At 42.3% G+C, this 12,980-nt stretch carries 10 protein-coding genes; 3 read left to right on the top strand and 7 right to left on the bottom strand.

Translation table 11 applies throughout. From position 1 onward, the window contains the following. Positions 1-26 precede the first annotated feature (26 nt). Positions 27-1,043, top strand: a complete 1,017-nt coding sequence (locus tag M1L62_RS12585) for a zinc-binding alcohol dehydrogenase family protein (RefSeq protein WP_254413408.1) — start codon at positions 27-29, stop codon at positions 1,041-1,043. A gap of 75 nt (positions 1,044-1,118) precedes the next feature. Here the strand turns inward: M1L62_RS12585 and M1L62_RS12580 are convergent, their stop codons facing one another. The 6 genes from M1L62_RS12580 to M1L62_RS12555 form a co-directional block, all read right to left on the bottom strand. Continuing rightward, positions 1,119-2,003, bottom strand: coding sequence for a helix-turn-helix domain-containing protein (locus M1L62_RS12580; protein WP_254413407.1), 885 nt, complete (start codon positions 2,001-2,003; stop codon positions 1,119-1,121). A 101-nt stretch (positions 2,004-2,104) separates the two neighbouring features. Beyond that, on the bottom strand, positions 2,105-2,383 hold the full coding sequence (locus tag M1L62_RS12575; RefSeq protein ID WP_254413406.1) for a Fur family transcriptional regulator: 279 nt from the start codon (positions 2,381-2,383) through the stop codon (positions 2,105-2,107). Between the two features lie 135 nt (positions 2,384-2,518). Continuing rightward, positions 2,519-3,778: a PepSY-associated TM helix domain-containing protein gene (locus M1L62_RS12570; RefSeq protein ID WP_254413405.1), complete on the bottom strand. Its 1,260-nt coding sequence runs from the start codon at positions 3,776-3,778 to the stop codon at positions 2,519-2,521. Positions 3,779-3,825: 47 nt separating this feature from the next. After that, the gene (locus tag M1L62_RS12565; protein WP_254413404.1) at positions 3,826-4,263 is read right to left on the bottom strand and encodes a hypothetical protein; all 438 of its coding nucleotides are present in this window, start codon (positions 4,261-4,263) and stop codon (positions 3,826-3,828) included. A gap of 95 nt (positions 4,264-4,358) precedes the next feature. Then, positions 4,359-5,600, bottom strand: coding sequence for a DUF4374 domain-containing protein (locus M1L62_RS12560; RefSeq protein ID WP_254413403.1), 1,242 nt, complete (start codon positions 5,598-5,600; stop codon positions 4,359-4,361). 35 nt (positions 5,601-5,635) lie between these two features. Then, complete coding sequence (locus tag M1L62_RS12555) at positions 5,636-8,011, bottom strand: TonB-dependent receptor (protein ID WP_254413402.1); 2,376 nt, start codon at positions 8,009-8,011, stop codon at positions 5,636-5,638. Positions 8,012-8,579: 568 nt separating this feature from the next. On the opposite strand from M1L62_RS12555, the gene M1L62_RS12550 reads away from it, so the two are divergent. Continuing rightward, positions 8,580-9,899, top strand: a complete 1,320-nt coding sequence (locus M1L62_RS12550; protein WP_254413401.1) for a glycosyltransferase — start codon at positions 8,580-8,582, stop codon at positions 9,897-9,899. 256 nt (positions 9,900-10,155) lie between these two features. Beyond that, complete coding sequence (locus M1L62_RS12545; protein ID WP_254413400.1) at positions 10,156-10,530, top strand: hypothetical protein; 375 nt, start codon at positions 10,156-10,158, stop codon at positions 10,528-10,530. A gap of 1,441 nt (positions 10,531-11,971) precedes the next feature. Here M1L62_RS12545 and M1L62_RS12540 read toward each other — a convergent pair. Continuing rightward, positions 11,972-12,700 carry a hypothetical protein gene (locus M1L62_RS12540; RefSeq protein WP_254413399.1) on the bottom strand — a complete coding sequence of 243 codons (729 nt, stop codon included), beginning with the start codon at positions 12,698-12,700 and terminating at the stop codon, positions 11,972-11,974. Positions 12,701-12,980 lie beyond the last annotated feature (280 nt).

Raw genomic sequence — 12,980 nt, 5'->3', positions numbered from 1 at the left:
TTAAATCCTAATTCTCAGTACACACCATGGAAACGCTTGTTTGTACAACGCCCGGCCATTTTGCTTATCAACAAGCTGAAAAACCGGAGCTGACGCCCGGACATACCCTGATCAAAATAAAAAGAATCGGCATTTGCGGTACAGATCTTCACGCTTTTGAAGGAACGCAGCCATTTTTTAATTACCCACGTATTCTGGGCCATGAACTTGCAGGCGAAATTGTGGCTCTCGATGACGCACCTGGTTTTGAAGTTGGTGAAGCGGTAACTTTTGTTCCTTATTTCAATTGCGGAAAATGTGTTGCCTGTCGCGCCGGCAAGCCGAATTGCTGCACCAGTATAAAAGTATCGGGTGTGCATATCGATGGCGGAATGGCAGAATATATTTCCGTTCCTTCCTACTCGCTTGTGCACGGCGATGGTTTGAGCTTCGACGAACTGGCACTGGTAGAACCATTGGCGATTGGTGCACATGGTGTCCGCAGAGCCGGCGTCCAACCCGGTGATGTGGTGCTTGTAGTGGGTGCCGGCCCTATAGGATTGGGAACCATGGAATTTGCCAGAATCGCGGGCGCGACGGTTATTGCACTGGATATCAATGATTCACGATTAGCGTTTTGTCGTGATCGCATTCGCGTGGATCATACAATTAACGCACTGACTGAAAATGTTACGGAGCGGTTGAGTGAGTTAACAAACGGTGATATGCCGACGGTAGTCATGGACGCAACGGGAAGTTTAAGGGCGATCAATGCGGGTTTCACCTATCTGGCACACGGCGGACGATATGTTCTGATAGGTTTGCAAAAGGGCGAAATTAATTTCAGTCATCCGGAATTTCATAAACGGGAAGCTACGCTGATGAGCAGCCGGAACGCGACACGCCAGGACTTCGAACATGTGATCAGCAGCATGAAAAACGGCCTGGTCGAACCGACCACCTACATTACCCACAGGGTTCAGTTTGATGAAGTAATGGATCAGTTTGAGAGCTGGCTTGATCCGCAAAATGGCGTGATCAAGGCCATGGTTGCGATCAACTAGTACTGTGTTACAGCGGTCTAAAAAGCCATAACCTCGGACTCGCGGCTATGGCTTTTTAGATGACATTCCTAAATTTCAGTTATACATAATTCCCATTCTCTTTCGGAAATCCTCCGGTGAAAACCCGGTTTGCTTGCCAAAAAAACGAGTGAAATACGACGGCTCCGTAAACCCCAGTTCGTAACTGATCTCCTTGATTGGTTTTTCAGAGCAACTTATTTCCCTTTTCGCTTCCAGAATAAGCCTGTCGTTGATAATCTGACTGATCGTTTTGCCAAATGTTTCCTTCGTAAGCTCATTGAGTCTCTTGGCGCTCAGCGACAACTCGCTGGCATAAAAAGAAGATTTCCGCTCATCTTTGAAATTCACCTCAACCGATTCAATCAGCGACTGCATCCTGACATCCGGCCTGTCGTCACGTTTTACCTCCTTTTCCAGTTCGATACAGTGCAAAAACCAGCTCCGTAAGTAGGATTCAAGGATTGCCGGCCGTTTGTCTGTCTGATTTTCGAGTTGAATCAATTTAACAAGCGTCCGGAAAAGATCAAGCTTTGAATCGGGAATCACAACCGAAAAATTGACCGAGTGATAGAACAATTTGAAGATATCCGCAGCGATCAGACGTTCGAAAAAGTCTCTTGACATTGCAAAAACAAATCCTGTTTTATCGCCCCGGTCCATGCTGTGAACCTGGTCAGGCAAGAGTAGAAATAGTTGATTGTTGGCTATGGGATGTTTAACAAAATCGATGTAATGCGCGTGACGGCATTTTACATCCGTGAACCAAAGCACCTCATAAAAATCATGGCGATGAACGCCATTGAAAAAATGCTCGTCACCGCCTTCAATGGTTGTAATCGCAAAAAAATCTTCACCCAGGTCATGCAGGGGAAATTCCGAATTGTGAGCTAGCGTAGTATCATGTGTTTTTTGTATTATTCTTGTAGTATTATATTTCATGGCTTTTTTATTCATTCAGACATAAAATACTGCCTGAAACAGAAAACTTTTGCTAAATTATTTATTTTTATTTAGAATGAAAATAAATAATTCTATTTGTGTCACTTTGCTACCAGGTCCAGGCTACGTACACAGTACATATTTCGTCGGTTATTCCCTGGAACGCGTTCGACAAATCCCTGTTTAACCATCCAGTCAAGCATTTGATAAATCGTCGCCTGGCTAATTCTCACAGAATTTTTTCGGAACATCATATACAACGTTTCAGCCTCCGCCCTTCCTTCTTCTTTTTGTAAAAAATCGGCAAGCATCAGTCTTTTGTTGGTGCAGCGTAGTCCGTTCGACTTGCAGTACTGTTGGATTTCATTTGATAATATCATTACGCATAAATTTTATGGATAACCTATTATTTAAGGAGTTCGGCCGATCCTGCGCTCCGAACAAAACCAGCTAAAACAGACCGAGATTGAGTTTCCTCAATCCCGGCTCTTATGAAGATGAAGTGTAAATGCTGATCAGCCATTGACCGGTGCCTTTTTCATAGCCGGCTGGAACTTTGGCCTTGGTTTGGAAACCAGGTTTTCGTCCGGACTGCCGCCTGCCGACTTGTTTGAATTCTTTGGTGTTTTCTTTTTGTCCTTTTTATTTCTCTTGCCCCACCAGACCAAAAATCCGGTAACCGGAAGACTTGCCCCAATTAAGCTGGAAAGAAATGCCAGTACTTTACCCGGAAAACCAAGAATGCTTCCAACGTGGATATCATAATTCATTTTCCGCAATTTGGTACCAAACGGTGCCCCGTCATAGGTTGCGCCATACACCTTGTCTCTCGGCAATTCCTTTAACGTATGCTGGTCGAAAGTGTAACTCTTGTTGTTATAAAACTGGCCGCTGTTAGGGTAAATCGTCACAAAAATCGCCGACTTCGCCTTGGCAGTATCCGGGAAACTGTAATAAAATCCTTCGGATTTCGGATGTTTTGCAATCACCGTAGTCCAGGCCTTATCGATAGCCTGCTGCGGCGTATAAAATTTGTGAGCCATCAATGAGTCAGAATTGGCCTCTCTGTCTCTGCCCGGAAGTGATTCACCACCGGAAGTAACCCAATAAAGCCCTTCACTATACCATTTGATACCATAAACCATCCCGGTCATGGCAATGGCAAGAAGAAACAACAGGGAGTAAAAGCCCAGCACATTATGCAAATCAAGGTTTACACGCTTGAACGAGCCATCCCATTTGATTTTAAAACTTTTATCGCGTGTGCTTTTCGTCCATTTTTTAGGATACCACCAAACAAGGCCGGTGATCAGCAGAATGACAAAAATCAGCGTTCCATAGTTTACGATCGGCCTGCCGATTTCAAACGGCATCCATAGGAAACGATGTCCGTTCAGCACCCAGCGAAAGAAATTCGTTTCGCCCTTTTTATGTACTTCCTTACTGATGACCTCACCTGTGTAAGGGTTTATTTTTAGTGTGATATTGGGTCCGCGACGTTCACCCAAACCAAGGTTAATAGCCCTGCCCTGCTGGTAATTTGCATAGGAAACTTTAACGTCGGGGTATAGCGTACTGCCAATCTTCATCAACTGAGATGGCATGATCACGGGCTTATCCTGACGTTCGACACGGGTTTCCGGCTCCATCAGTCCGGTGATCTCTTCATTAAAAACCCAGATACAGCCAGTCACGCAAACAATAAATACGATGATTCCTGACGCAAGCCCCAGCCATAAATGCAGCCAGTTATTGATTTTTCTGAAAGTTGACATAATAACTATGTTCAGTGAATAGGTTAAACAGAAAACACTTGGTTTGTTTATTCAGCAATTTTGGTAAACCGGTACACGGAGCCGGCATGGACGGTAGTCAGTAATGTCGCAATGAAATAATCCTGCTTCCGATCCTCGTTATTGATCCGAAACTGACGCTCGATCCCGTTGACCATGTTAATTTTCAACACATTACGATCCGAATCATATTGCCAGTCCTGTCGGTATTCCTTATCAGATACCGGATAAATAAGCATCGGAAGATCCAGCGAAACCTTGCCGCTGTCGGATAATGCAACGGTATAAGGTTCATTGGGAGGAATAATCATATTGGGTTCCGGAGTGACCGCAAGCACCTTCGTTTCAATATCCACCTTCCATTTGGCCTTAAAATAATTCTCAGGGTCGGTCTCAACTTTGTCTTTTGAGCAGGAAAAAAATACAGTACTTGTCAGGATGATCAGAATGGTCAAAAATGATTTCATAGCGAAAGGTTTTCCAGGTTGAAATTTAAGTAAAGACAAATCCCTGCCTTCCTTTTCGGGGTCGACAGGGTTTGTTTGCTGAACCTGATTCGTTATTATTTTACTTTTACGATGGCTGTAATTGCGCCACCTTCCACTTTCAGACCTTGCTTGGCTGTCGCAGTTGCGATATCGATGTTGTAAACCCAGCTTCCGGCATCTGTGTTAATACCTACAAATACTGTTTTTCCATCGGCACTGATTGTGTTGTTGTTGTAAGAAGCTGAACCGGAAGTAATGCTTTCCGGAGCGCCCGTCACCCAGGTAAAGGTTTTGTTGTAGATATCAGAAATCGCCAGACGTTTCGCGCTGTACTGATCATTAGGATCGGTCAGCATGTAAAGCAATGATTTTCCTTTTCCAAGATAAGTCTGCCCGATTACCTTTTTGCCACCTGCTTTTTCCTGCACATTGAAGTAATAGGTCTGATCAAACTCGGTCGTACCTTTTTTGATTCTCACGAATGCGGAAGGTTTGGTTGAAGTTTGCTTGCCGCTATTAGACGCCACAGCGGGAGAAAACGCATAAGTATCTCCGTTTTCATCCACGGTAAGCCCGTTGTTGAAGTAAGAACCAAAGAAACTAGTTCTGTTATCTTTGATAACTTTTTCAAGCTGCATGCTTGGGTAAGCAAAAACGGCAATCCAGCTGCTGTCAGGATACGCAGTTCCGAAAACATCCGGTGCTGCACCCTTGATGCTCATGTACGGAGCGAAAATTTTGTCGCCAACCTGTGTTGCCCAGGTAAAGTGCGCGCGCTCACCGTTTCCGGCCAGTTTTACGATATTAACCTGACCTTCCGCTACAATTTTAGACTGGTCCGCATTAATTCTGAACCAGGAAGCACTTTCATTACCACTTCTTGGCACTTTAATCGTCAGGATATCATCGCCTGCAGGCGCAAATACCTGTACCGTCTCACTTTGAAAATCAGACGTTTTTTGCAGCTCCCCTTTGTCGTTCATGGTGTAGGTTGTCACTGCACCAGGATTTCCCTGACCGTATAAAAGGCTAAAAAACTTGCCTTTATGCGTCAGATAATAGCGGTATGATCCATCCTGTTCAATCCCTTTTCCTACGGTGCTGATTGTTCCCTGCGACAGATCACTTGTGGTTAAAAGATAGTCCGCTACGCCCGAAGAGCCGATGGGTGAAGAAGCAACGACATATCGTGATACAGTTGTTCCCGGGTCTGTTCCTGGGTCCGTTCCCGGATCCACGGTTTTATCATCACTGCATGCTCCTAAAAACATTCCCATCCCTAACACCAAAAACCAGTGTAAATATGACTTTTTCATTGTTGGTTTATTATAATTATTGAATTGATTTTAAACTATTTACTAATAAAATATCTTAGCTTGACGTAGAAACCTCTGCTCGGCTTTTGCAGACTGAAATTGTCATACAGCTTTCCGTCAAGCATGTTTTTACATTCCAGCGAAACATTGTATTTCCCATTGGCCATGGCATAAACCACGTTCACATCATGGCTCAGCTGGCGTGGAATATCCAGTTTATCACTTCCCAAACTTGGCCAGTACAGGTAATAGGCGTGCACAAAAAGAAGGTTATAACCGAGCGTCAGCGTATTGCCCTTGTGACCAAAATCTTTCAGGAAAACAGCCGCATCAGCATTTCCAAACATGAACGGCATATTAGGAATGCGGTCACGATAAAGCGGACTTTCAGTCGTGTAACCGTCCTCAAATCGCGTGTTGTTACGCAGGTCCTGATACGTCAGGTTTACACCAGCCGTGAACAATTGTCTGAATGAATACCGCACCTCACCGTCCACACCGAAGTTGGTCACATCGGCGAGGTTATCCATCACCTGTTTCGTTTGGTTTGCATTTAACTTAGGGCGGATAAAACCCTGTGCATCACGGTAAAGGACATTGGCATCGATACTGAACCGGTGGATCTTGTTGATATGCGTCTGAAAACTGACCCCGAGGTTGTAGTTATTGCTTGTCTCAGGATCCAATTCAATATTTCCTTCAAGATTCAATAAATCTCCAAAGAGCTCATCCGTTTCCGGCAAACGGTAACTTTTTTCAAATGAACCTTTTAACTGCAAATTTTTAGCAAGAAAATAGGTCGAAGCCACACCATATCCCAGTTTACTGAAACTGTTTTTCTGCTCTTTGTAGGCAACATCGCCATAGTTTCCACTCGGGTTATAGGACACCGAATACTTGTTATGCTGCGAGAAATGCTTGACAAAAAGAGAAGTATTCCACCGCTCACTATAATCATATTTGTAACCCAGGCCAAGTACATTTTTTGTATTAATCCGAGGCTGCTCATACTTGTCAGCATCCGGATACAGTTCATCCCGTCCTTTACGGTTGAAGGTATTGTAAACATTATTGATCGTAACCGAATATTTACTGTTGATTGTATAACTGGCGTTGGCGGTCGCCAAACCATTGTTATTGCGGTATTTATACAGTGACCGCTCTCTTTCGCTACCTAAACCTTCGTATTGTTTAAATTGCTGAAACCAGTTATAACGGCGGTACACGGTGTCAATATTCTGTTCCTGTCCAAGGTTGTAATTGGCAGAAATATTCACATTCAACCCTTTTACAAAAAGATCCTTCTTCTGATATTTCAAACTTGGCATCACGATATTTCCTCTTCGGTGCCATTGGCCAAAAACACTTACCATTCTCGCACCCGTTTGTATTTCCGCCTTGTTTTGTCCCAATGTTATCCCGACCAAAAGTTTGTCAGCAAATTTCTTTCCGACCACACCCACATTGGCGATCAGCGTTTCATTGTGGTAGGTGTCATGAAATCTTCTCAAACGCTGGTTTCTGAAATATTCCCCGGTATTAACGTCCGCTACATCCACGTTGATCCAGTAGTTGTTGTCAGAATAATTCTGAAAAGCGTTGATTTGAGCTGTAAACCCATTTTTTGAAGTAAAACCCGCGTTGATTCCCGTGCGATGGGTATTGAATGATCCGTAGGAATAAGATGCGTCCAGATAGCTGTTTTGCTTCGTATTCGTAACGATATTCACCGCGCCACCCAGGGCATCCGAACCAAGCCAGATCGGCACAACACCTTTGTAAACTTCGACCCTTTCAGCCAGGTTGATCGGGATATTATTAAGCTGGAAAGAAGAACCAAAATTGTCCATCGGCACACCATCCAGAAAGAATTTAACCTGTCTGCCGGTAAATCCATTCAGGGAAAAATTCATGTTGGAGCCTACCCCACCGCTTTCACGAACCCGAACGCCCGATACGCGGTCCAATGCGTGTGATAAATCCAGCGTCGAATTTTGAAGTTTCTTAGCGTCAATCGCCGTAACGTTATAAGCCTGACGATTGATTTCCTTGGTTTCCGTCCTTCCGATCACTGAAACCGATTCGAGTTCCTTGGTATCAGAAGTCATACGAAAATTCAATTTCGTATGCTCGCCGACCTTTACCGTGATTTGTCTCGACTGTGATTGGTACCCAAGAAAGGAGACGATCAGCTGGTAAGATCCGGGATGCACGTTTTCCAGACTGAACCGGCCATCATTAGCCGAAAATGTTCCGATTGCAGTGCCTTTCAGCGCTACTGCCGCGCCGGGTAATGTCTCGCCTTCCTCCGTTTTGACGTGCCCGGAAATGGTAATTGAAGAATTTTGGGCAAAAGTGATGAATGAGAGGGCACAAAGAATCCCTGTATGCAGAATTTTACTAATTTGCATTGCTTTAAAATGTTTCAGCGTTTATAAGCATTGCGCTCCTGCGCAATGAGCCGGGTTGGTTCCAGCCATCCGGCTTTTTTACTTTCAGTTACTTCGTATTAATGTAGATTGGATAGCGTCAGGTCATACGTTCATTTTTATTTTATATTTATTGAAACAGTTTAACAAGTAGTAGCGTAATGAAGTCAGAACCACAGTAAATTTTTTCAGTCTTTTGATAACTGACTGGATTATACATAAATAGACTTATTCTAAATAAGATCACAAAAGTACACCCCGCAGCATAGATACACTTATACAATCTGCCGGTTGAGTTGGACAATCTGCACATTTCTTTCAATCAGCGGTAAAATATACTTTCGGAAAGGATTCTTATCCTCACCTCGTCCCACCACGCAGACATATATGCTTATCCGGTAATAGACTGGACATACTCGCATAGCAGATTTGCGTATAAGTACCTATTAAAATGGGTAAAAGCTCGTATTTCGCGGCAATCTTAATACTGGTAATTTTGTCGCATCTATTAGCGTATGAAAAATTAAACAGCCAGTACAATCAATTAGCCATGAAAAAAATTCTTTTTGCAAACATTCCATTTGATGGACATTTTAATCCGTTGACCAGTATCGCCATGCATCTTAAATCGTTGGGGCATGACGTTCGCTGGTATTCGGGTAGTATTTACCAGCATAAAATCGAAAAACTGGATATCCCTTATTATCCTTTTGTCAAAGCCGTAGATTTTAACCAGCACAATGTAAATGAAATTTTTTCCGAACGGCTCAAACTGAACAGCCAGGTCAGCAAACTGAAATACGATATTGAGCATTGCTTTATACGCAGGTCGACAGAATTTTATGAAGATATCAAAACGATTGATGAGAGCTGGGATTTCGATCTGATGATCAGCGACATCGCTTTTACAGGCATTCCTTTCATTAAGGATAAACTTCATAAACCGGTCATTTCAATCGGCGTATTTCCGCTTACAGAAAACTCCCGTGACTGTCCGCCGGCGGGTTTGGGACTTCATCCATCCTATACTTTCTTTGGAAAAATAAAGCAGCAGTTTCAACGGAAAATGGCTGACCAGATGATCTTTAAAGATTTGAACAAGTTATACAGGAATCTCTTCGCTCAATATGGTATGGAGTCAGGAACCGGTAACGTTTTTGATGTGATGGGCCAAAAATCCGATCTCCTTCTTCAAATCGGTACACCAGGGTTTGAATACAAACGGTCTGATTTAAGTAAAAATATCCGGTTTATCGGTGCGCTGTTGCCTTACGCCGGTACTAAAAAACAGACCGACGATCTTGGTGAGATCCTTCAAAAATATCAGAAAGTGATTTTAGTAACACAGGGAACCCTGGAAAAGGATCCTGAAAAAATCATTGTTCCAACGCTGGAAGCTTTTAAGGCCAGCAATTATCTGGTGATTGCGACCACCGGTGGTTCCAAAACGCAGGAATTGACGCAGCGATATCCACAGCAGAATATCATCATCCGGGACTTTATTCCTTTTGATGAAATCATGCCGCATTGCGACGTATATGTAACGAACGGTGGTTATGGCGGCGTTATGCTTGGTATTGAAAACAAACTGCCACTTGTGGTCGCAGGAATTCATGAAGGGAAAAATGAGATCAATGCGCGGGTAGGTTATTTCAAGCTCGGTATCGACCTGAAAACCGAGTTTCCGAGACCGGAACAGATTAAGCAAAGTGTAGAAAAAGTGCTTTCAAACAGTGTTTACAAGATCAATGTCAAAAATCTGAGCCAGGAATTCAGCAGCTACAATCCAGAATTGCTTTGTGAAAAATATGTAAATGAGGTTGTAGGCATTACGCAAAAGATGTATGCAAGTCATCCTGAATATATTTAGGAATTGGAAAGAATCAGGAATAAAAAGCATTGGAGATGATATTAAAGTAATAAGTCCGGGAAATGGACTACCACTCCGGATGATTTTTAATCCTGGTCTTTCAAGCTGTCTTACCGGCAGAAGGTTTTGTGGAGATGAAAGAAGGCCACCTGATACTTTCATCAGGCTTTTATTCCGTTCATGTATAGAATTGTGCAAAAAACAATTTGGTACTATATATTGCATAGTACTATGTTTTACATTATTAATTACAGCCATGAAACGTTCCTTACTACCCGGATTATCAGCCATCATTTTACTGATGTATTTCACATCCTGCAAAAATCCTGACAATTTAAGTATATCAGTGAAGGACTCCGAAGATGTTTATAAATTCTCCGCGCATTATGACGAAGAGAAAACGGAGCGGGTTCAACATCTTATCAACGAAGGCATAGCCCCAAATCACATAGAATCTACCGAGGATTGGGATTTCACTACGGTTCTAAATGACAGGACTCATGTAAAAATCGAATCAGCGCCGGGTGATTTAATCATAAAGCTGGACAAAGAAGAAAATGACAAGGCTTCGTATTTGCAGGTAAAAAGAATGTGTGAAGAAATCAAAGGGGTTTTGGCAGAGAAGAAATAATTGCATTTCTGCTAACTGGTAGAGTTCATAGACCGATAGAACGCATCGGCGGAACGAGTATTGCGATCAGATCAAGCTCAAAATTTGTGGAGCAACTTGGATTAAGCATATAACTGAGTTTATCTGTACAGCAAGAATTCGACATTCCGAACCCCTCGGAATTGACTTCTAATGGCTTTGATTTTGCTAGGTCCGCCGCACGTCTATCGAAAGTTGAGAAACCCGATTTTCAGCATACAAAAGCTCACCTTGTAGCCTCGAATCGGAAAATCTTGCAGAGTAATGGCAGGAAAATATCCTTTGGAGAGTAAGTCTGTTTTCTTCGATCATCTTCTGAATAATTTTTCTCTTCCAAATAGAGATGATAACGTTCTACTGACTTCTCACATGAGTCAGTAAGTAATTATCAATTATAAACTCCGGTAAGATTAACTCGATAAGCGGCAAGAAACTCTCCAAAACAATTGGTTTGATTAAAAGCACAAACCCGGAAAAATCCTATGCACTACACAAGGTTTGGATCTGACCCGAAAAATCCTGTACACTCCACAAGTTTTCAACTTAATCTTTTTTTGTCAACTATGCTGAAAATCAATACATTTTAAACAACAAAGGCACACTTTCGCGTGCCTTTTGTGATCCCTATAGTACAAATCTCGAACTTTTTGCTTCAAGATTTAAGGAAGCTGGCAAGCATTTTTTCTTCCTAGGAGTATATTTATTTGAGGACATAATTTTCTTATAACAGCTTGAGACAATGTCGCGAATTTATGAAAGTAAAATAAAAAATACAGCACCACTCTAAATTCAGTAGTGGTGGTTTCAATTTGAATAAGGTGAGCAACTATGCCACTTGCACTACTATACGAAAGTACAGTGGGCAGCTGAAAATTGGTATGTGAGGCGTATCCTAATAAGAACCTTGATTAGCCTTAATATTTTTAGCAATCGTTTAGTTTTTCTTTGAATACATTTGACCTATTCTTTGCTAAATGCTTTCATTTAATGGCATCTGATACATTGAACAGTCTTACTGATCCTTCGATTGCATCAAAAATAGAACTAATTAGAGAATTGATCCCAGAGAATGCCTTTTCCAAGCCTTTTGCTATCCAGTAACATCAGAGGTTGAGAATTGAAAACTAAAATATTGTCCCATTCAAATTTGCCTCGCAATTTGGGTCGTTCATGATAAACTCGTCAAAGCATTTCATCAGTATGCCATTGTTCCATTTTAGAGGTTGGATAAAATCATCAAGTATATCTTCCCTGAAATTGGCAAATGGCATTTTGTTTTTCTTACAACGTAAGGTGTGTTTACTTACTATCCGATCTTTCCATCGATAGCTATCACCTGCAATCTTGGCCTTAAACCGGCCTTCAATATTATAGATTTCTAGCCACCGATCTTTTTTGCGTACGTTAGCGGCGGCGGTACAATCTATGGATAGCGACCAGCTATCAATGTCTTTTTTAGGTCTGTGGTACTAGCATTGATAGTTAGCTCAATGGCATGGGTAGGATAGGCAACACTATAAGGATCGTAAAGCTCATCTTGTACCTGTAGGTTTGTGCCAGGTTGGAAAGGAATATCCTTTTGACCTTTGTTGCCGGCTTTATTGCAGTAATCGCAAACGGGTGTAAGGTTATTGAAGTTGATGCTATAAAACGGATAGTCGCCTTTTGAAAGGTAATGATCGTATTCATTTTTGGTATCATCGTAATCCGTCAACAGGTTTTCCATGCCGCAAAAGGGACATACCGATAAAGGATTGTGTACACGAAAGCTTTCAAAATGCCCTTTTAGTGACCCGCACCTTTTCTTTACCGCATCATAATTGTCTTTGGCCGTTAGCATCTGGTACAAAACCCCTCTTGATCCATATAATCCCTTTAGCGGATCTCGTATGCCTACCGGCAGTTCATCAAATTTTACCGGCCTTATAGCATTGTTGCATACCTGCGCGATGCTGTTATTGTTGCCGTAGGCTTGTTGCACCTGCACTTTTTCTGCTACAGCGAGGCCCATATACGCTTCAAATAGCACTTGTAATCTCTGATCAAGTACGTCGTGATGGTCTATAATAGTTTGAAAATAGGGAAGTATTAAACTGCCGTGATTATAGACGAGGCTGGCTTCTGCAAACAACTGCTTAAAAAAGTGATGCATGTAGGCATGCATGTTATTGATAGGATGGGTTATTTGTTTATAGAAATATAGCATACTATTCTCCTCTTTGTTCTATTTCATTTTTAATGGTTCTTAGCCTGCTAAAGAGGTCAAACTTTTCTACCGAGTCGCCAAAATCTGTGTTGAGGCGGTCTACTATTTTTCTCAGCTCATCAAGCGTGGTTATGTTCTCTACCTGGATATTTCGGAGAAGTTGGGCTCTTCGTCACTTTTGATGGTGGGCTTATCTGTTTTTAGCCAGTAACATTTTTGTAAGCAG

Origin of the sequence: Dyadobacter diqingensis (assembly GCF_024220585.1) — a bacterium.
In the GTDB taxonomy this organism is placed as follows: domain Bacteria; phylum Bacteroidota; class Bacteroidia; order Cytophagales; family Spirosomataceae; genus Dyadobacter; species Dyadobacter diqingensis.
This window is presented reverse-complemented; position numbering and strand designations above follow the sequence as displayed.

Coding starts and splice junctions, on each gene's coding strand:
- M1L62_RS12585 (WP_254413408.1), top strand. CDS start 27: ATGGAAACGCTTGTTTGTACAACGCCCGGCCATTTTGCTTATCAACAA.
- M1L62_RS12580 (WP_254413407.1), bottom strand. CDS start 2,003: ATGAAATATAATACTACAAGAATAATACAAAAAACACATGATACTACG.
- M1L62_RS12575 (WP_254413406.1), bottom strand. CDS start 2,383: ATGATATTATCAAATGAAATCCAACAGTACTGCAAGTCGAACGGACTA.
- M1L62_RS12570 (WP_254413405.1), bottom strand. CDS start 3,778: ATGTCAACTTTCAGAAAAATCAATAACTGGCTGCATTTATGGCTGGGG.
- M1L62_RS12565 (WP_254413404.1), bottom strand. CDS start 4,263: ATGAAATCATTTTTGACCATTCTGATCATCCTGACAAGTACTGTATTT.
- M1L62_RS12560 (WP_254413403.1), bottom strand. CDS start 5,600: ATGAAAAAGTCATATTTACACTGGTTTTTGGTGTTAGGGATGGGAATG.
- M1L62_RS12555 (WP_254413402.1), bottom strand. CDS start 8,011: ATGCAAATTAGTAAAATTCTGCATACAGGGATTCTTTGTGCCCTCTCA.
- M1L62_RS12550 (WP_254413401.1), top strand. CDS start 8,580: ATGAAAAAAATTCTTTTTGCAAACATTCCATTTGATGGACATTTTAAT.
- M1L62_RS12545 (WP_254413400.1), top strand. CDS start 10,156: ATGAAACGTTCCTTACTACCCGGATTATCAGCCATCATTTTACTGATG.
- M1L62_RS12540 (WP_254413399.1), bottom strand. CDS start 12,700: ATGCATCACTTTTTTAAGCAGTTGTTTGCAGAAGCCAGCCTCGTCTAT.